Here is an 18,820-nt window from a genome sequence, read left to right as displayed (position 1 = left end):
CGACATTGTGGACTTAAGCGGCAGATCGGGATACTTCACCCGAACCACAGGGGACGTCCAGTGACACTTGGCGGCAATCCGGGCACATCTCATCACTCACAAGAGTGAGAGCGGAGGTCGCGCGAATAGGCACTTCTGCGAAAGGCTTGATCAGCGTAAGCGAACACACAGGCGTCTGTCCGGCGATTGAGAACGTAGGGTGCTTCCATGTCAATGAAGCGCTCGGGCGGGGGTCTGACTGCGACCCAGCAGGCCGCGAAGTTCCTCGGGGTCAGTGTGCTCTCCGGGGCAGTTCTGGCCGGTATCGCCCTTCCCGCCGTCGGTGCGCTGGGCTTGTCGGCCAAGGGATCGGTCGAGGGGTTCGACGAGATCCCGGCCAACCTCAAGCAGCCGCCGCTGAGCCAGAAGACGACGATTCTCGACGCCGAGGGCGGTCAGATCGCGAGCGTCTACTCGCGCAACCGCACTGTGGTGCCGCTCAAGAAGATCTCCCCGTACATACAGAAGGCGATCGTCGCGATCGAGGACGCGCGCTTCTACGAGCACGGCGCGATCGACCTCAAGGGCATCCTCCGCGCGCTCAACAAGAACGCGCGGAGCGGCGGCAACAGCGAGGGCGCCTCGACCCTCACCCAGCAGTACGTGAAGAACGTCTTCGTGGAGGAGGCCGGTGACGACCGGGACAAGGTCGCCGCGGCCACCCAGCAGACCATCGGCCGCAAGGTCAAGGAACTGAAGTACGCGATCCAGGTCGAGGAGGAGCTGGGGAAGAAGAAGATCCTCAGCAACTACCTCAACATCACCTTCTTCGGGCAGCAGGCGTACGGCGTCGAGGCCGCCGCCCAGCGCTACTTCAGCAAGTCGGCCAAGGACCTCACGCTGGCCGAGTCGGCGCTGCTGGCCGGCATCGTCCAGTCGCCGAGCCGCTACGACCCGGTCAACGACGCCGAAGAGGCCACCAAGCGTCGCAACACGGTGCTCGACCGGATGGCCCAGCTCAAGGACATCACCCCGCGGCAGGCCGCGGCGGCGAAGAAGAAGGGCCTCGGGATGAAGGTCAGCCGGCCCAAGAACGGCTGCATCACCTCGACCAACGGCGCGGGCTTCTTCTGTGACTACGTACGCGAGGTCTTCCTCCAGAACCCGGTGTTCGGCAAGACGAAGCAGGACCGCGCCAAGCGCTGGAACCAGGGCGGCCTGACCGTCAGGACCACGCTCGCCCCGCAGGCGCAGAAGTCGGTCCAGAGCTCGATAAGCCGACATGTCTACAAGGACGACAAGGTCGCGACCGCGGCCTCGATCGTCGAGCCCGGCACCGGCAAGATTCTCGGCTTGGGCCAGAGCCGCCCGTACGGCTTCGGCACCAACGAGACGCAGATCAACCTGTCGGTGGACCGCAAGATGGGCGGCGGCGCGGGCTACCAGCCCGGGTCGACCTTCAAGCCGGTGATCGCGGCGGCCGCGCTGGAGCAGGGCACCAGCGCCTCGAAGTCCTACCCCGCGCCGTACCAGATGCAGTACCCGAGCCCGGTGAACACCTGCCGCGGCCAGTGGTCCGGCAGCGCTCCGGTGGAGAACGAGAACTCCTCCGAGGTCGGCCCGTACGGGATGAAGGAGGCGACCGCGAAGTCGGTCAACACCTACTTCGTCCAGCTCATCAGCGACATCGGCATCTGCCCGGTGACGAAGATGGCCGACGGGATGGGCATCGCCCGCGCCGACGGCAGGGCCATCGACCAGGTGCCGTCCATCACCCTGGGCACCCAGGAGATGTCACCGCTGACGATGGCGAACGGCTACGCCACCTTCGCCAACCGCGGCGTTCACTGCACCCCGATCGCGATCGAATCGATCACCGGGCCGACCGGCAAGTCCATGAAGGTGCCGAAGACCACCTGCGAGCGGGCGATGACCGAGAAGACCGCCGACACCATCAACACCCTGCTCCAGGGTGTGGTCGAGGACGGCACCGGCAAGGAGGCCGGGCTCAGCAGTCGGCCGAGCGCGGGCAAGACCGGTACGACGGACGGCCGTTACGCCGCCTGGTTCGTCGGCTACACGCCGAACATGTCCGGCGCGGTCTGGGTCGGCGACCCGCGGCACGAGCAGCGGATGGTCGGCATCAACATCGGCGGCGTCTACCACCCGAAGGTCTTCGGCGGCCAGGTGCCGGGGCCGATCTGGAAGGACGCGATGGCGGGGGCGCTGGCGGGCAAGCCCGCGCCGGACTTCAACACCGTGCCGATCTCCAACCCGCACAAGGGCAAACGCGATGGTGGCGGGGCGGGTGGCGACGCAGGCCGGGATGAGGGCGACAACAAGCCCGGCGGCGGCGGGAACAACGGCGGTGGCGGGGCCGGCGGCGGCGATGGCGGGGACGACAGCGATCCCTGGCCGGACGTGTCGATCCCGCCGGACCTCATCGGTGGCGGCCACGGCAACGGCGGGGGCCATGGGAACGGCGGGGGCTGGGGTCGCTAGCGCCGGTCGCGCGGCGGACCAGTAGTCCGCGCAGAGCATGAAGAAGGGGGCGTGGGGCCCCCCGGTGCGACCCGCGTGAACCAGCGGGCCGCACGCCCCCTTCTCGCGCTGTGCGCCGGGCGCTCCGCGCTGGACGCTGAGCGCCGGGTGGTGCGCGCCGGGTGGTGCGGTTGTGGACTGCGCGGTGTCGCGGTACGCGTTGGGCCATGCGGCGGCACCCTGCGGCGGTGCGGGTGGCTCGGCAGCGTTCCCTGCGGCGGGCGGTGCTGCTCGCCGTGCGCTGCTGTTCGCCCTGCGATGACGTTCGCGGCGCGCCGCTCGCTCTGCGTGCCCCGCGCCGCGCGTTGCCGTTCGCCCTACGTGCCCCGCGCCGCGCGTTGCCGTTCGCCCTACGTGCCCCGCAACGTGAGTGCCCCCGCGTCCGCGCGTGCGTACGGTCGCCCTCGTGCCTGGCAACGTCGCCGAAGGCCAGTACCGCGCCGCGCGTGCGTACGGCTCAGCCCGCTGCCAGCAGTCGCTTGACCTCGGCGGCCACTCGGCCGCCCTCCGCGCGGCCCGCGACCTTCGCGTTCGCGAGCTTCATCACCGCGCCGATCGCGCGCGGCCCCTCGGTGCCGGCCGCCACGGCCTCCGCGACCGCCTCCGCGACCAGGGCGTTCAACTCCTCGTCGGACAGCTGCTTCGGCAGGTACTCCGCGAGCACCTCGCCCTCGGCCAGCTCCTGAGCCGCGGACTCCGCGCGCCCGCCCTGCTCGAAGGCCTCGGCCGACTCGCGGCGCTTCTTCGCCTCGCGGGTGATCACCTTGAGCACCTCGTCGTCGGACAGCTCACGGGCCGTCTTGCCCGCGACCTCCTCGTTGGTGATCGCCGAGAGGGTCAGACGCAGGGTGGAGGAGCGCAGCGTGTCGCGCGCCTTCATCGCCTTGGTGAGGTCTTCCTGCAGTTGCTTCTTGAGCGTGGTCATGCCGACGAGTCTGCCAGTACATCCGCGAAAGACCCGCCGATTTCCGGGGCCCCCGCGGTCTGCGACGATGGGGCCATGCGCGCGCGATACGGAGTACCCCTGGGAATCACGGCAGTCGGCGCGGCCGGCCTCGCCTATGCCGCCGGCTTCGAAGTCCGGTCCTTCCGGCTGCGACGGGTCACCGTGCCCGTGCTGCCACCCGGCATGCGCCCACTGCGGGTCTTGCAGGTCTCCGACATCCACATGGTGGGCGGGCAACGCAAGAAACAACGCTGGCTCCAGTCGCTCGCCGGGCTGCGCCCGGACTTCGTCGTCAACACGGGTGACAACCTCTCCGACCCGGACGGCGTGCCGGAGGTCCTCGACGCGCTCGGCCCGCTGATGGAGTTCCCCGGCGCCTACGTGTTCGGCTCGAACGACTACTACGGCCCGAAGCTGCGCAACCCGGCCCGCTACCTGCTGGAGAAGACCAACGGCAAGCACGGCCTCAACGGCAACGCGCCCGTGGTAAACGCCGTCCACAACCCGTGGGAGCAGCTGCGCGACGGCTTCGACGCGGCGGGCTGGGTCGGCCTCTCCAACACCCGCGGCCGGCTCAAGCTCGAAGGCATCGAGATCGCCCTGACCGGGCTCGACGACCCGCACATCAAGCGCGACCGCTACACCGAGGTCGCGGGCGGCCCGGAGAGCGGCGCGGACCTGTCGCTGGGCATCGTCCACGCGCCGTACCTGCGCGTCCTGGACGCCTTCGCGGCCGACGGCTACCCGCTGGTCCTCGCCGGTCACACGCACGGCGGGCAGCTCTGCATCCCCTTCTACGGGGCCCTGGTCACCAACTGCGATCTGGACGCCAAGCGGGTCAAGGGGCTCTCCAGGCACCGCGTGGGCGACCAGAGTTCATACCTCCACGTCTCGGCGGGCTGCGGCACGAACCGCTACACCCCGGTCCGCTTCGCCTGCCCGCCCGAGGCGACCCTGCTGACCCTGACGGCGCGGAGCTGACCCGGAGCGCGGCGGCGCACTGAGCGCCCCGGCGCGCGGGGAGTTTCGCGCGCCGGGGCGCGAGGGTTCGGGCAGCACGCCCGGGGCGCGTTTTACGGTGGAGTGATGATCCGCCCGACCCTGCCCACGCACACCCAGCACACACCGCACACCAGAGACAGCGCGGTGAGCGCCGCCGGGGCGCCCGCTTCTGCGGTCGTCCCGGCCATGCGCCGCCCGGCCGTCGCCGTCTTCCGGCTGCTCATCGCAGCAGCCGCCGTCACCGGCGTCAGCATCGACTGCGCCGTCGGCGACGTGCCGAGGGTGCTCAGCGATGACCGGCGACATCACAGAGATCAGCGGCGCCCGGTCGGTGTCGAACCAGCTCCTGCACACCGTCACACCGATCGCCGTCGCGGTCGACTGGCTGCTGCTGACGCTCCCCGGCGGCCTGCGCCTGCGCTACACCTGGCAGTGGCTGGCCTACCCGCTCGCCTACCTGGCCTTCACCCTGATCCTCGGCGCCGCCCTCGCCCCCGGCACCGAGGCCCGCTACCTCTATCCCTTCCTGGACGTCGGTCTCCACGGCTGCGCCGGCGTCCTCACGAACAGCGCCGTATTCGGCCTCTCCTTCTACGTCCTCACCGTGATCCTCTCCGCCCTCGACCGCGTACGTCCCGACCTGCGAGGGACCCGATAAACCGGATTTCGTCTGCGGCGATCGGTCCGCTAGAGTAGGGCTCGTTGCAACGGGGTGTGGCGCAGCTTGGTAGCGCGCTTCGTTCGGGACGAAGAGGGCGTGGGTTCAAATCCCGCCACCCCGACGCTTGTAACAGCAGGTCAGGGGCCTGATCCACTCAGTGGATCAGGCCCCTGACCCGTTGCTGAGGCCCCTTTGGGAGCCGTTTGGGAGCCGATCCCGAAATCCGGCTCCCGATGCTATTGATGCGCCATCGAGCGTGCTCGCAGCAACGCATCGAGCACAGCCACCGGCGAGCTACGGCTCATAGCCAGGCAGGCGTCGAGTGACGCCTCCCACGGCGTTGTAAGTCCGATCAGCAGCCGTCTCCGCATGCCGGTGGTCACGTGGCAGCGTGTTCTCCTGGCGCAGCCGGGCCAGCTCCTCACGCTCGGGCACGCTCAGCGTCCCGTCCCCGCCGGCCCTCTTCACCCGCGACACCCAGCTGGCCAGCGTCGTGTCGTTGATCCACAACTCCTTCGCGACCTACGCGATCGGCCTGCCCGTCTCGGCAACGATCCGCACAGCCCCCTCACGGAACTCCGCGTCGAACTTCCGCCTCGTGTCTGCCATGACTCCCAACTTCCCCTGCATTCACGGTCTCCACGCTACGAGGGGATGCTCAGTGTCAGGCAGCCCGCTCCTCAAAACGGAACTCCGGGGTGGAGTCGGGATCGATGCGTGCGCCGGAGTGGAGCGCGTCGGCGAACTGTTCGATGAGTTCGAGAGTCGGGTCCGCCCCGCTCTCCTCGATGGATTCGATGTCCTCCTCGGTCAGGCCGACGCGACGTGCGAGTTCCGCGCTGCTCCAGCCGAGCGGGAGCGGCGGTCGTAGACCGCCTGCGCGAAGTCCATCCGGCGCCCGGCTGCCCGGTAGGCGGGGTCTTCGCGGTGCTCGGGCGGGACCTTCCAGCTGGTGTGGTATCCGCTGCTCATGAGTCCTCCTCGGGCCTACTGTAAGCGTCCTGCGCACCCGCCGAAGGGTGCGCGGCCTCACAGCGCTTTCGGGCCCTGTGCGCTCTCAGGACCTCGTCGGTCTGCCGCATCTTCGTCTTCCGGAACACGGCGAGCAGAACAGCTCTCCGGCCAGGAGCCAGCCAGTACGTCACACGGACGGCGCCGATACGCAGTGGGCCGTGACCGAGCCGTCCTTCTCATCCGGGCGAACTCCGCCCGTACGGGTTTGCCGGGTGCCGCGAGACGCGGGGCGGCACCCCAGCGCCTGGCCGGCCGGGCGAAGAGCAGGCGACGACGGGATACGGCACCTGGCCGGCCGGCGCTCAGCACGTCAGTCCCGGCAGGCGTTCACCGGCCGTGATCTGCCATGCCGGGACACGCACCGATCTGGCCACAGGGCCGGGCTTCGCTCCGATTCCACCGGACGGAAGCCCGACGAGGAGATCGCCACGCGCATGTGTGAGACGCAGGTGCCGAGCGTGATCTTCACCCTCGGCGGGTCCCTCATCGATCAGTACGGCGATGTTCTCTCCGTGCACGGTGACCACGAAGTCGACCGGATGCCCACCAACGGCTGCCGAGCGATCGATCGCGGTGATGCCGCAAGAGCCGAGGTGTGCTTGAAGCCGGTCCGCGAGGGCTTCATACGCGCGCGAGGGGCTCAGCGCATGCGGCGGAGTGAGCGTCCCTTCCGCCTGGGCCGTGCCTGAGTCGACTGCCACGAGGGCGGATTGCTCGGCGAGTTTGGCGGGAAGCCCGGCGTGCTGCTTCCAGAAGGCGTGCTGGCCCACCGTGATCAACTGCGACTTCGCCCGCGTGATCGCGACATTCCAGAGATTCACCTGACCCGCGACCCAATGCGTGGTGCCCGCAGGAGTGTTGTGGGTGGCGACAAGGCTCAGCACCATGATGTCGCGCTGACCGCCCTGAAAGGCGTGGACGGTCCCGACCCGGACACGATCATCGCGCAGCGCCCGTTCCAGATATTCCTTCTGCGCCCGGAAAGGGGTGACGACGCCGATCGTGGCATCCTCGGGAAGATTCCGGAGAAGCTTGGCCACCACCTGCTCGACGGCGGCGGCCTCGCCGGGATTGCGCCAGGAGCCGCCCCCGCTGCCCTGGGCACAGACGCCGTCCGGCACGTCCACCCAGCACAGCACCGGTGGTGATTCCGATGCCCCGGTCAGATCCACCGCCGGTACATGCCGCCGGACATCCGTGAGGACCCGCAACTGACCGGCGTAGCAGTATCCGTTGACGAGATGAGCAATCTGCGGGTGGCATCTGTAGTGCTCGTCGAGGAGCAGCGCTGATGCACCGTGCTGGGCTGCCGCGTGGTACGAGGAGTGCGCCCGGTAGGAGAGCCGGTGCTCCTCGAGCCACGCGGCGCTCAACCCGGCGCGTTCCCGAGCCTGCCTCTCCTGTTGCGGCGAGATCGAAGCGATGTGCCCCAGCTGCATCGGATCACCGATGATCAGTGCGCGCTTGGCGCGAAAGAGCAGCGGCAGCACGGACGGGATAGAGCACTGACTCGCCTCGTCGATGACAACGAGGTCGAAGAGCCGAGGGGAGAGCTCAAGTTGCCGCACGGAATGCGTGCTGATGGCCCAGCCTTTGATCTGCGCCATCAGGTTCTTCTGGCTTTTCTGGTAGCCCCGTCCCTGGCGAAGTACTTGCAGACGCTGATTCAGCAAATCTCGTGCAGGGCGCAGCTTTTCGGCGGACCGGGCCCGAGAGGCTTCGCCGGACAGTCCACTGAGCCGCGCGGCAGCCCACAGCGACGCGGCCCGCATCTCCTGCTCGTCGCCCTTGGCGTGTCCGGTCAGCAGAGACCGCAGCTCGACTTCGAGGCCGGCGAAGTCCGCCAGAAGCTCCAGCTGTTCGGCCTCCGTAGGCCGGGGGGCCGTCCAGGACACCACGTCACCGGAGCCTGCGGCTTCAATGAACGCCGCCGCGGCTCGCGCCCTGCGCCACCGAGCGAACCACCGCGCGCGCAGCGCTCTGCGCGCTCGCCCTTCCCAGCGGTCAAGTGCGGCGTCCTGGCCGGCCCAGGCGGACGACAGCAGGCCGACCGGTGCGTCCAGTGCCCTCGCCTTCGCCTCCCGCTCTCCGTAGATCCCGGAGAGGCGCAGCTCTTCGCGCACATGCCTGGCAGCGGACTGCCTGTTCGCAGCCACCTGGGCATGGGTGTTCCGGAGCTCGCCCGCGACGGTGGCGGAGCTGCGGTCGGGCTGGTCAGGGTGCTGCCGCAGCAGTCCTTCAAGCTTCTCGGCCTCACGCACGCGGGTCTCGACGTTCCCGGTACGGAACAGCAGCCCGGGCGCGATCTCGTCGCACCGTTCCGCGACGACGTTCACTGCCTCGTTGTTCGTCGAAGCCACCAGCACGGACTTCCCGGCCTGGACACACGTCGTGACCAGGGCAGTGACCACCTCGCTCTTCCCGGTTCCCGGCGGCCCCGTTGCCACGGTCACCGACTGCTCCATGGCAGCGCGGATCACACTCTCCTGGCTCTCGTTGCACGGGCCGGAGGACACCACGACCGCCGGTGCTTCCTTGGCCTCAGGGGCTGAGGCTTCCCCCGGCAGGAGCGCACCCAGCGCGGTTCCAGCGATCTCCGCGGCGCGGGTGGACATCTGCAGCAGGTTGTCCACCAGCCCCTCTGTGGTCTTGTCGGAGCCTGACGTCACGAGCAACATCGCCGCGTTGTGCGCCCCAGGCCTCATTGTGGTCATCACGCTCGCGCCGCTCAGCGCGGAGATGTCCAGCGGCTCCAGCTCGGGGAGCGAAAGCTCCTTCAGCAGCTCCCGGACCGCCCGAAGCATCTGATTGCCGTTGCCCTCCTGCCAGCTGGGCTGCCACCGGGCGACGAGTTCCGCTGCCTCGTCCGGGGACATCAACTGGGTGAGCAGGCCGGTGTGCACGGACGGCACCCCGCTCGGCCGGAGCGTGGCCCTGCCCGAGGAATCGGGGACGAGTTCCATCTGCTGCAGAAGCAGAGGCGCCAGGCGCACGGAGACCTTGCCGCGCCCGGCCCCTCCGTCGGAGGGCAGGGTGATGGCCGGGTAGCCGTACCAGTACTCGTTCTGCCGGCCGTCCTTGGCCTTGGGGAGCTGTGGCGCGGGAAAGGAGCGGGTCAGCCCGGCTTGGACCGTCTCATCGCCGCTGCCCAGCAGGAAGTAGTCCCTGTCCCTACCGCGTTCGCGCTCGGGCATCATCTCGGCGGCGGTCTGCGCGCCGATACAGCTCACGTAGTACGTGATGAGCCGCTGCCAGTCGATCCCCGCCTGCGCGTCGGTTTCGGCGCGCTCACGTGCCTTGAGCAGCGCACGGGACGGCGCGGCGGCCTCCGCGGTGCGTGAGCCGGGCAGCGGCGGCAGAAAGACCGGCTGTGCCACCGAGCGGGCGAACGGGAGGCTCCGGGTGGCACGGATCGTCGACTTGGTGGGGCGCTGTTCCTCCGGCACCCCGTTGCGGGCCATCTGCTGACCGAGATACGTGAAGAGATCGTCGGGCGTGATCCACCCGCCGTCCTTGATACGACCGTTGCGCAGGCCCTCGACGATCTCGCCGGTGAACCGTGATGTGCCGAGTGAGGAACCTGGCGGCGCCATCGCCGAGGCGGCCTGGAGCGCGTCCGAGGCCGTGATGAAGTAGACGCCGGTGGGGCGGAGCAGCGTGCTGTGCTCGGGGGCGGTTTCCTCCGGAGCGGAACCCTTGGAGGACCATCCTTGCACCACGGAGCCGCTGGAGCAGCAGTCCAGCAGCACGATCTTCGAGGAGGCCCGGCAATCCTGCAGCATCCGCTCCAGGAACTCGGCTGACACCGCGGTACCCGGTAAATCCTCCTTGTCCGCGTCCCGGGTCAGGAAGTACAGCTGACTGTCGGTCTCGCAGAACGCCCCGTGCCCGCTGAAGTACAGCAGCGCCGTATCGCTCCGCTGCCGCTCCCCGAGGAAAGCCTCGATGGCGTGCAGCATCTCGGCTCGTGTGGGCTCGGCGACGACCGCGCAGTCGTTGTACATTCCGATCTCGGTGCTCTCCAGCACGGCCTGCATGTAGTGCAAGTCGGCACGAACAGCCGGGAGTTCGTGGTACTCCGCACTGTCGTAGCTCGATACGCCGATGAGCATCGCGTAACGGTCGTTGTCCATCTGCGCCGATCAGTCTTCGGAGTCGGTGGCATCGTCCGATTCTCCGGAGAGGAAGCGGTCGAGCAGCGCACCGTCCTCCTGCGCCTGCTTGCCAGTGATCTTCAGCGCTGTGCCGTCCGGTCGTGTGACGCTGATCGTGCGGTTCGGCACGCGAGCGAGCCATGCCTGTACGACGGTGACGATGAGCGACCCGGCACCGATCAGCACTCCGATCGTGTCCAACGGGGCTGAGCCCACCGAGCCCTTGGCGCTGTCGTCCGCCTCCTGCGGCTGCGGCACATCGAGGACGGCTTCGGCGTCGGCCTGCGCGAGTTCGGCGATCAGTTCTCTGGCTTCTCGCCGGGATCGCAGCGGATCCTCATCGAGCAAGCCGATCCGATGACGAACCTCCCGAGCCGTGCCCACGCCGTCCCCTCCCGCTTTGTCCTGCGCCTTCGGCGCACAGAGTGAAAAGGGTACCCAGCATGCTGCCGAGGTGCCTGCGGTTGGCTGGAAGGCGTCCAAGACTGACGTGATCCGAGCTGCTCGGCGGCGCAGCGGCGCAGCGGCGCAGCGGCGCAGCGGCGCATGATAATGCCGACATCCACCGGGTGGAGCTCCACCCGCGAGAGGTCCGCTCCGGTAACCCCACCGTGGAGACCCACAGCTCTCCACCAGGAGCCGGAGTCTCCCCGAAACCGGGCAGCCAGTCTCCAGAAGCCATCGAGGGCACCGCACATCAGATACACCCGGTCCTCCCGGGCCGCCTCACCTTCTCAAGGAACCACCTATGCACCAGTACATGTCCCCCGAACTCGTCGAACAGTGGTGGAACGCCAAACCGGCGCGGACCGCCCTCCAGATCCAGAGCGCCATAGGGGACGACGAGCTGCTTCAAGAACGACTCGGCCCCGATACCGGGCGCTGGCTGGTCGCCATAGCGCTGATGGCCTCCGACTTTCCCGGGAGCATGGCGGAGCTGGCCGACGAGGCCGAAGAGACTTCCCGCAGCGGAGAGTTCCCGCCCGCCCCGAGCTGGACCGCCATCGGCCGGCCGGTCGACCTGCTGCTCTCCTGGGCCCCGGAACCGGCCGTGGACCGTATCGTCCGCTGGCTGGGACCGGAGGGACGTCGGCTGCTCGCCGAGCAGACCACCTACTGCTCCGAGAATGCCCGTGCGTTGATACGCCACGGCGACCTCGCGATACGCCGGGAACTCGCCAAGGACCGGGAGCAGATGGACCAAGGGGGCCCGTACCCTCCGGCCCCGGACGAACGGATCATCAGCGCGCTGCTGGAACTGGACGACGCGGAGACCAATCTCTGGCTGCTGCGCGACGAACGGCTCCGCGCCGACAACCAGTTCGATGTCCTCGTCGGACGCCCCTTCGCGCCCGGCCGTACGGAGCCCGCCCCTCGGCTCCCCGAGACACTGGAGCTCGCCGAGCGCATTGCCGAGCTCGTCGATCCCCGTGAACTGGCCCGCCGGTTCGACGCGGCGGATCCGGACCACGTACTGCTGGCGCTGTGCGCCGAGGCGACGCCCGGGGAGTTCCTGCTGACGCCCTACCTACAGCTCGTGTCCGGGCTGCTGCTGGCCCGCGCCGGTCGCACCGACCTGCTCACCGAGGCACTCGTCACGGCCCCGCTCGATCCCGATGTACGGGGCTGGTACACGCTGGCCATGACCGGGCAGGAGAGCCCCTCGGAAGCGTTGCAGCGAGCCGTCCTGCTCACCCAGCAGGAGGACGGCTTCTTCGAAGCGGCCCGCGTCTCGCTTTTCTACCGCCACCTCGCCAGCAGCGGTCAGGCCAAGCTGCACCGGCCTGACCGGCTGCTGGCCCATGGCCGCGCCCTGACCGAGGATCCCTGGTATCCGCTGGACTGGGACGCGGCACGCCGCATGGCCACCGACCCCGCGAACTGGAACCAGCGCGGCCTCCCGGGCTGGTCGCTCCGCAAGCTGCTGGAGCACGCCGACTGCCCGCTGGACCTCGTACGCCTGATGGCGGGCGAGGAGACCGCCGACGAGTACGTCTTCCTGCATCTGTTCCGGAACCGAGCCGAGGGACTCGATCTGCTGCGCTCGATGCCCCTCACCAAGAACACCGCACCCCTCGCCCTGTGGGCCGCCACACCGGACGGCGACTGGCATCCCGAAGTCACCGTCTTGGATGTGCTGCGCCTCGGCCGTCCCGCTCGCGCTCTGGTCCAGTGCAGGACCGAATCCTTCCCCCGACGGTTCCCGGAGTACGTCCGTGCGGCCGTCGGCGCCGCACTGGACGAGCTGCTGAGCGACGATGCGGCACAGCGCGCTGCACAGCACGCAGCCATGTACGAACGCCTTCCGGCCTTCGAGGGCACTCTGCCCGAACTGTTCAGCTCCCCGTGACGGGAGCCGCTGGCACCGTGGAACACGACATGGCCCCCGCGCTGGGATATGGGTGCATGACGGAGGACGGCCCGGCTGTACAGGACCCCACCCGCTCGCCGGTGGCGAGGTCGAGCTCGGCCCAGACGGTCTTGCCGGGAGCCCCGGGGCGCGGGGCGACGGACGAGCGGGGGGCAAGGTGCTCTACGAGAGCAGGCCGCGCCCGGACTCGGACTCGGCATCGGGAGCCGGGGCGGAGAGGGAGGAGAGCCGCTCGCTCACCTATGTCCCGAGCCTCGGGCCGATGTAGGCGATACGCAGCGCCTTGTCCTCCGGGACAAGGCGGAAGTGCAGCCGGCCCGCCCCCGGAGTGAAGCGGCCGTGCAGGTGGAAGCACCGGTCGACGCCGTCCAGGTCACGGAAATAACAGAGCCGCTTGCGCTGCTCATGCTCCGGGGTTACGTTCGCGCCCTGCCAGACGGGCACCGCGCTCACAACCGGGTCCCACCGTGAGGCGGACGCCTCCAGACGGGCCAGCAGCCCCCGGACCTGGACGAACCACTTCAGTTCCAGGCGCTCAAGGTCTTCGCGCACGCGGGACAGGAACTGGAGCCGGGGAAAGAAATCCGCGCACTGCTCCCAGAGTTGGGCGGGCGTGTCGACGGCGTCGAGTCCTGCGGAGCGCCCCCACTTCTCGTGGGTTACCAGATCTCCGCGGCGGGCGCTGTGCCGGACAAGTTCAGCCGCCTCCTCCATCGCCAGGTCGCCTGCGTCGGTCTCGACGAGTCTTCGTACCATGACATCCAGCCACGAGCCGGACCATGTGCGCGAAAGGGGAAGGCTCACCGCGAGGCCGTCCATCAGATGCGCCGCACCGATGCCCTCGACGGGTTCACCCGCGCACTCATACTCGATCTCGCCCGGGCTGCTGTGCTGCGGCAATACGTCGGTGAAGGGAGCCCGATTGCGCAACGCCTTGATGAACTGGCGCTGCGTACGGTTGCGGTTGTCAGAGGCCCACTGCTGGTAGTAGTAACCCCTGGCGATCACCGCGGCGGGGAGCGGGGTTTGTGTCACCAGGGCCACCTCCCGCCACTTGCGGGCCTCGCGCAGTACGCCGACGAACTCGTTGACCAGGGCGACAACGTCCTCTCCGGGCGCAGCGTCATCGCGCTTCTCAACGCCCTGCGCACCACCGTGTACGCGGGCACCGGCCAGGAGGTCGAGACTTGGGCGCTGGCCGTCACCTGCTACGAACGCATCGCCCAGGTCGTCAACGCCACCCGGCCTGCCACCGACGAGCAGCAGCTCACCCAGCCCCGCATCGTCCTGGACGACCTCAGCATGAAGAGTGCTGCCTGATGAACACCGGGTGCGGGTGATCCGACCCTGGGATCGGATCACCTTGCCGATCCGGTCACCGGGACCGGGCCCGCCGTACGCTGATGACCGACCCCTCGCGATTCCCGCGTGAAGGGTCGGCCATCTTCCGGCCGGGATGAAGGGGCGCGGCAAGGGCCGCCTCGCGGCCCGGGCCCAGCGGCAGCCGGACTTCCGCGATCGGCGCGGTGAGGCCCGCCGACGGCTCTGCTGGCAGGGCCGCCCGCCGGAGGGACGGTCCAGCGGATCCGGTGAGCCAGGATTCTTGGAGAGCCCCGCTGGTCACGCGACCGAGCACGCGTGACCAGCGGGTTGACGGCGGTCAGTGGGATGGGATGGGTCATGCCGTCGGCCACGAGGGAGAGCTTCTTGATGATCTGCTGCTCCCGTGAACTGGCTCGACGGGGAGACCCATGGCAGGGTGCCGCCCCAGCCAGTCGGAATCTCAACACGCTGACGCCTCGCGACCCGGCCGGTTCACTGTCAGCACCTACTTGGAGCCGCGGTGGATGCAGAAGAGCTGGTCCTCGCTGCCGTTCTTGTCCCGGTAAGTGATCAGGGCCGGGCCCTGGTTGCTGGCGTGGCCGGGCAGCTTGGTGTCGGTGCTCCAGCTGGTGCCGTTGAAACGGGTCCACCACAGGTGCTGGTCGGAGCCGCCGCGGTGGACGCAGTACAGCTGGTTCTTGTACACCGCCAGGGCTGGGCCGTCCTTGCTTGCGTGACCGGGGAGCTTCTGGTCCGGGCTCCAGCTGGTGCCATCGAAGCGGGTCCACCATAGGTTGCTGTCGCCGTTGCCGCGGTGCACGCAGTAGAGGCGGTCGTTGAAGACCGCGAGGGCGGGGTTGGAGTCGGTGCGGTGGCCCGGCAACTTCTGGTCCTGGCTCCAGTTGATGCCATCGGTGGACGTCGTCCACCACAGGTCATTGTTGCCGTTGCCCTTGTGGACGCAGTAGAGCCTGTCACGGAAGACCGCGAGGGCGGGGCCGTCGTCGGTGCGGTGGCCCGGGAACTTCTGGTCCTGGCTCCAGTTGATGCCATCGGACGATGTCGTCCACCACAGGTCATTGTCAGCGCGCCCGCGGTGCACGCAGTACAGCTTGTTGCGGAATGTCGCCAGCGCCGGGCCAGAGTTGCTGGCGTGGGCCGGCAGCATGCGGTCCTCGCTCCAGCCCTTGTCCGGGTCGTACGTAGCCGCCCACAGCCGGGTGTCGCCGTTGCCGCGGTGCATGCAGACCAGCTTGCCTCCGATCTCGCCCAGCGCCGGGTTGTCGGCGGTGTAGTGCGCGAGAAACCGCTGGTCCTCGTTCCAGGCGTCCTTCGGCCCGAAGACCGTCCACCACAGACTCGGGTCGTCTATGGGCGTCATGGGGACAGGGATGAGCATCGTCGGCGAAAACCAAGGCGAAACCAGCTTGCAACCGTACCCACCCGACACAGCCTTGATCACCATGTCCTGCGCCAGCGCCACGGCGGCGATCACCTGCGCCAGCCCGGTGGGCAGGAACTCGCCCACAACGTCGGCGATGACGCCGCGCAGCGACTGTAAGGTGTCCACGGCTTCCTGGTTGAGGCGGATCTCGAACCCCCACCATTTCTTGTGGAAGCTGGCCTCCGCGGCGAGCGTCCCCAGGCGTTCGTGTGCCGTCTTCGCGGCAACCAACGCCGTCTCATCCGGCGCGTAGCCGGCGTAGCCACGTACCGGGTTGTCTCCGGCACTCGCGGCCTCCGCCACCGAACAGTCTTCCACCGTCACCACGTCCTTATCTCTCGGCGCGAGGCCCTCTCGACACCGCACTGAGAGAAGTCCACACCACGCGGTGAACGAAAGATTGCGGACTGCCGGAACAAGCCAGATATTGGGCAATTCCTATCCTTCACGCATGGGCTCCCCACGAGGCCGGCTCGACGCCGTCCGCGCCGCCCGCCAGGCCCGAGTGAAGCGTCCTGGCCCTGCCTCAAGCGTGCACTCCAAGCACTCGGTAGCCGTCTAAAGTTGCGGCGGCGACCTCCTGGCAGGGTGTCACCCAGGCCAGTCGGAATCTCAACACGCAGACCTGGTAGGGAAGGACAGGGCAAGGGCCGCCTCGCGGCCCGGCCCGGTGCGCTGTCGGCGCGTAGCGTCGATGGCGCAGTCCAGGCGGCAGGGGATGGTCCAGCGCATCCTTGGCGCTGGCCACGGGTGCGGGGGCGGCACGTTGACTGAACTAAAAGTATCGTTTATGCAGGTCAGCGGCCTTTCTGCTAGCTTCCCGTCATGCGTGATGGAGGACATCCCGAGAGGGATCTGGCGAGCCTTGTCGTGCCCGGCGTGGGGCGGTTAGTGGAGACCGGTAACCCGTGGGAGCCGTACAAGCTCTTCGACCCGGCTGGGGCCCTCATTGAGCCGGTGGCGGTCTACTTCGAGGATCTGCAGGCGCAACATGAACACTCGTGCCTGCGTTGCCCCATGCTCACCATTAATCCGAAAATGCTGCCCCGCCTCGATGAGATCGAGGACGACCTCCAAGGCCACCGCGAGCAAATTGGAAGACGTCACGCTCCCTTTCATACACGCCCCACTTGGTTCCCCGACTGCGGTCGTGCCAGGAGACAGCCCAGTGCGACGGGAAGTCCTCAAGGAATATTGGGTATTTGAGAATAGAATTTAGGCTTGCGCGGGCAAGGTTGAGGCCTAGACCTCCGCCTCGGATGGCAATTCTACTCACTATTCTGAAAGACTGAGCATTTCCCTCGAAGCCGCCATTTCCCGGACCCATCAGCCCGTCCAAGACGCCCTCAGCGATATGGCCGAATGGAGGATGGCCTATGTCGTGCGCAAGTCCCGCCACCTCTACGATTTCTGGGAAATCCTTCGCACTCACTTCACAGTTGAAGCCAGAAAGACCCACGAGGCGTTCCGCCATACGGCGGCCCAATTGGCCGACCTTCAGACTGTGAGTCAAGCGATTATGCAGGAGTTGCCGCTCGCGCACTGAGGCAACTTGCGTGATTCCATCGAGTGCGAAATGCAGACGAGTAAAGCAGTCGATCCCGGTCGCGCTGATATGGAGACCTGTACTCGGCATGTGGCGAAGTTTTATTCTCGGACTTGTCCGCGCGCTCGTCGGGAGGAAACTCGTCGTTGATTGACGCATTCACGATGACCACCTGACATGCAGGTTCCTTGTGACCGTACTTACTCAATCGTGCCTCGTTTCGATCCGCCCCGCATCTCAACCTGCACGGGCGAGATCGCTCCTTATTTCAGCCCAAGGTCAGGACCGCCTGCGGCTGTCTGACGGACCTCAGTGGGCTCTGCGACCCAGGGGAGACCTAGCTAGTTCGGAGAAAGATCCGGGTACGCAGAATCCGCCCGTCGTGCAGGGCCAGCTCGTAGCTGACGTGATGGGTCCCGGTGCGCCCACGCGCATCCCGCACCCGCTTCCACGGATCCGCCCGACCCCCGCCCGGCCCCCGCCCGGCCCCGCCGTCGCAGGTGGCCGGGAGCGACACTGGGAGGTGGGAGAGCCTCGCGTGGGAGGCGGCGATGAAGGGTTCGGTCAGGGGCGGACGGATATTCGGTGTTCCGCTGCGGATGCATTGGAGCGTGCCGGCGCTGGCCGTCCTGCTCGGATACGGTCTGGGCAGCCAGACCCTGCCGGTCTGGACACCGGGCCGCTCCAGTGCCGTATACACGGTCGCCGGCGCGGTGGGAACCGTGCTGCTGATGGCGAGCGTGCTGCTCCACGAGGCGGCGCACGCGGCCACCGCCCGCCGGAAGGGCGTACCGGTGCAGGACGTGACGCTCTGGGCAATGGGTGGGATGACCCGGATGGGGCGGCCGAAGACGGCTCCCGTGGCGTTCGCGATCGCCGTCAGCGGGCCGGTCACCAGTCTGGTCCTCGGGGGCGCCGCGCTCGGTGCGGGGATCGGAGTGCATACGGCGGCCGGCTGGGGAGTGACCGCGGCGGTCCTGGTGTGGCTCGGCTGGGCCAACCTCTTCCTGGGCGTGTTCAACCTGCTACCCGCGGTGCCGCTGGACGGCGGCCGGGTCATACAGGCACTTCTGTGGTGGCTCACCGGGGACCGTGACCGGGCCGAGCGGGCTGCCGGCCGCAGCGGACAGGTCATCGGCATGCTCCTGCTGGTACTCGGCTGGATCCTCTTCCTCCGTGGGGCGCCGGGCGGGCTGTGGCTCATGTTCGTCGGCTTCTTCATCACGATCACCGCCGGAGCGGAACGCCGGAACGCCACGGTGCGGACGGCGCTGCGCGGCGTACGGGTGGCCGACACCATGTCCAGCCCGGTGGCCACGGGAGCCGACTGGCTGACCGTGCGGCAATTCATCGACGAGGTCGCCGCGCTCGCCCATCACGCGGCGCTGCCGCTGCTCGGCTTCGACGGCCGTCCCAGCGGCATCGTGACCATGCGTCAACTGGCCGCGGTGCCAGGCGCGCGCCGCGATACCGTGCGGGTGCGCGAGGCGGCGACCCCGCTGTCGCGCTGCACCGTCGCGGCCCCGCGAGACCTTCTCAACGACGCCCTCGACCGGCTCCGTCCCGGAGCCGCCGGCCTGCGGATCCTGGTCGTGGACGACGGCCGCCTGGAAGGGATCGTCACCGCGCACGACATCTCCCGCCTCATGCGGCAACGCACCTTGGGCGACCATGGCTGAGCGACACCGAACCGGTGCGCCTGGCACGCCAGACCAACCCAGACCAACGCGCCGGCCTGCGCAAACGCCAGAAAGAGCATTCCCGGGCGCCCACGGGCATCCATCGGCGGCAAGCTGTTCGTCCCGGCTGCGGCAATGACGAACAGCCCCTGATCGGCCT

The 18,820-nt window shown here is 68.3% G+C and carries 14 protein-coding genes and 1 tRNA gene; 7 read left to right on the top strand and 8 right to left on the bottom strand.

Annotated elements, in window-relative coordinates:
• Positions 1-207 precede the first annotated feature (207 nt).
• Positions 208-2,481 carry a transglycosylase domain-containing protein gene (locus tag QMK28_RS01225; RefSeq protein ID WP_326435037.1) on the top strand — a complete coding sequence of 758 codons (2,274 nt, stop codon included), beginning with the start codon at positions 208-210 and terminating at the stop codon, positions 2,479-2,481.
• Between the two features lie 496 nt (positions 2,482-2,977).
• Here QMK28_RS01225 and QMK28_RS01220 read toward each other — a convergent pair whose 3' ends face one another.
• Complete coding sequence (locus QMK28_RS01220) at positions 2,978-3,445, bottom strand: GatB/YqeY domain-containing protein (RefSeq protein ID WP_326435036.1); 468 nt, start codon at positions 3,443-3,445, stop codon at positions 2,978-2,980.
• A 75-nt stretch (positions 3,446-3,520) separates the two neighbouring features.
• Between QMK28_RS01220 and QMK28_RS01215 the strand changes: the two genes are divergently transcribed.
• From QMK28_RS01215 to QMK28_RS01205, 3 genes are all read left to right on the top strand, one after another.
• Positions 3,521-4,447, top strand: a complete 927-nt coding sequence (locus QMK28_RS01215; RefSeq protein WP_326435035.1) for a metallophosphoesterase — start codon at positions 3,521-3,523, stop codon at positions 4,445-4,447.
• 313 nt (positions 4,448-4,760) lie between these two features.
• The gene (locus tag QMK28_RS01210; RefSeq protein WP_326435034.1) at positions 4,761-5,126 is read left to right on the top strand and encodes a Pr6Pr family membrane protein; all 366 of its coding nucleotides are present in this window, start codon (positions 4,761-4,763) and stop codon (positions 5,124-5,126) included.
• A 50-nt stretch (positions 5,127-5,176) separates the two neighbouring features.
• Positions 5,177-5,250, top strand: a tRNA-Pro gene (locus QMK28_RS01205).
• A gap of 173 nt (positions 5,251-5,423) precedes the next feature.
• Here QMK28_RS01205 and QMK28_RS34135 read toward each other — a convergent pair.
• From QMK28_RS34135 to QMK28_RS01185, 4 genes are all read right to left on the bottom strand, one after another.
• Complete coding sequence (locus QMK28_RS34135) at positions 5,424-5,639, bottom strand: hypothetical protein (RefSeq protein ID WP_443050483.1); 216 nt, start codon at positions 5,637-5,639, stop codon at positions 5,424-5,426.
• Between the two features lie 300 nt (positions 5,640-5,939).
• The gene (locus QMK28_RS01195) at positions 5,940-6,101 is read right to left on the bottom strand and encodes a hypothetical protein (RefSeq protein ID WP_326435033.1); all 162 of its coding nucleotides are present in this window, start codon (positions 6,099-6,101) and stop codon (positions 5,940-5,942) included.
• 344 nt (positions 6,102-6,445) lie between these two features.
• Entirely contained in the window at positions 6,446-10,276 is a 3,831-nt protein-coding gene (locus QMK28_RS01190; protein ID WP_326435032.1) for a caspase, EACC1-associated type, read from the bottom strand.
• A 9-nt stretch (positions 10,277-10,285) separates the two neighbouring features.
• A complete protein-coding gene (locus tag QMK28_RS01185) occupies positions 10,286-10,780 on the bottom strand; it encodes an effector-associated constant component EACC1 (protein ID WP_326435031.1) in 495 nt (164 codons plus the stop codon).
• Positions 10,781-11,045: 265 nt separating this feature from the next.
• Here QMK28_RS01185 and QMK28_RS01180 point away from each other — a divergent pair, with 265 nt between their 5' ends.
• A complete protein-coding gene (locus tag QMK28_RS01180) occupies positions 11,046-12,647 on the top strand; it encodes a hypothetical protein (RefSeq protein ID WP_326435030.1) in 1,602 nt (533 codons plus the stop codon).
• Positions 12,648-12,908: 261 nt separating this feature from the next.
• On the opposite strand, the gene QMK28_RS01175 is transcribed toward QMK28_RS01180, so the two are convergent.
• Positions 12,909-13,703, bottom strand: a complete 795-nt coding sequence (locus tag QMK28_RS01175; RefSeq protein ID WP_326435028.1) for a hypothetical protein — start codon at positions 13,701-13,703, stop codon at positions 12,909-12,911.
• Between QMK28_RS01175 and QMK28_RS01170 the strand changes: the two genes are divergently transcribed.
• On the top strand, positions 13,695-13,988 hold the full coding sequence (locus tag QMK28_RS01170; protein WP_326435027.1) for a hypothetical protein: 294 nt from the start codon (positions 13,695-13,697) through the stop codon (positions 13,986-13,988). The two genes, QMK28_RS01175 and QMK28_RS01170, sit on opposite strands and share 9 nt — an antisense overlap.
• Before the next feature lie 508 nt (positions 13,989-14,496).
• On the opposite strand, the gene QMK28_RS01165 is transcribed toward QMK28_RS01170, so the two are convergent.
• Together QMK28_RS01165 and QMK28_RS34130 are read right to left on the bottom strand one after the other, a co-directional pair.
• The gene (locus QMK28_RS01165) at positions 14,497-15,759 is read right to left on the bottom strand and encodes a hypothetical protein (protein ID WP_326435026.1); all 1,263 of its coding nucleotides are present in this window, start codon (positions 15,757-15,759) and stop codon (positions 14,497-14,499) included.
• A gap of 703 nt (positions 15,760-16,462) precedes the next feature.
• Positions 16,463-16,909, bottom strand: a complete 447-nt coding sequence (locus QMK28_RS34130) for an HD domain-containing protein (RefSeq protein WP_443050490.1) — start codon at positions 16,907-16,909, stop codon at positions 16,463-16,465.
• Between the two features lie 623 nt (positions 16,910-17,532).
• Between QMK28_RS34130 and QMK28_RS01155 the strand changes: the two genes are divergently transcribed.
• Positions 17,533-18,660: a site-2 protease family protein gene (locus QMK28_RS01155; protein WP_326435024.1), complete on the top strand. Its 1,128-nt coding sequence runs from the start codon at positions 17,533-17,535 to the stop codon at positions 18,658-18,660.
• Positions 18,661-18,820 lie beyond the last annotated feature (160 nt).

The sequence above is a fragment of the Streptomyces sp. H27-D2 genome (genome assembly GCF_035828615.1).
Taxonomy (GTDB): domain Bacteria; phylum Actinomycetota; class Actinomycetes; order Streptomycetales; family Streptomycetaceae; genus Streptomyces.
Note: the sequence above shows the minus strand (reverse complement) of the source record. Positions and strands in the feature narration are given on the sequence as shown.

Bases quoted from the DNA above. Each gene is read 5' to 3' on its own strand.
- QMK28_RS01225 (WP_326435037.1), top strand. From the start codon at position 208: ATGTCAATGAAGCGCTCGGGCGGGGGTCTGACTGCGACCCAGCAGGCC.
- QMK28_RS01180 (WP_326435030.1), top strand. From the start codon at position 11,046: ATGCACCAGTACATGTCCCCCGAACTCGTCGAACAGTGGTGGAACGCC.
- QMK28_RS01195 (WP_326435033.1), bottom strand. From the start codon at position 6,101: ATGAGCAGCGGATACCACACCAGCTGGAAGGTCCCGCCCGAGCACCGC.
- QMK28_RS01190 (WP_326435032.1), bottom strand. From the start codon at position 10,276: ATGGACAACGACCGTTACGCGATGCTCATCGGCGTATCGAGCTACGAC.
- QMK28_RS34130 (WP_443050490.1), bottom strand. From the start codon at position 16,909: ATGGCGGAACGCCTCGTGGGTCTTTCTGGCTTCAACTGTGAAGTGAGT.
- QMK28_RS01210 (WP_326435034.1), top strand. From the start codon at position 4,761: ATGACCGGCGACATCACAGAGATCAGCGGCGCCCGGTCGGTGTCGAAC.
- QMK28_RS01155 (WP_326435024.1), top strand. From the start codon at position 17,533: ATGAAGGGTTCGGTCAGGGGCGGACGGATATTCGGTGTTCCGCTGCGG.
- QMK28_RS01215 (WP_326435035.1), top strand. From the start codon at position 3,521: ATGCGCGCGCGATACGGAGTACCCCTGGGAATCACGGCAGTCGGCGCG.
- QMK28_RS01220 (WP_326435036.1), bottom strand. From the start codon at position 3,445: ATGACCACGCTCAAGAAGCAACTGCAGGAAGACCTCACCAAGGCGATG.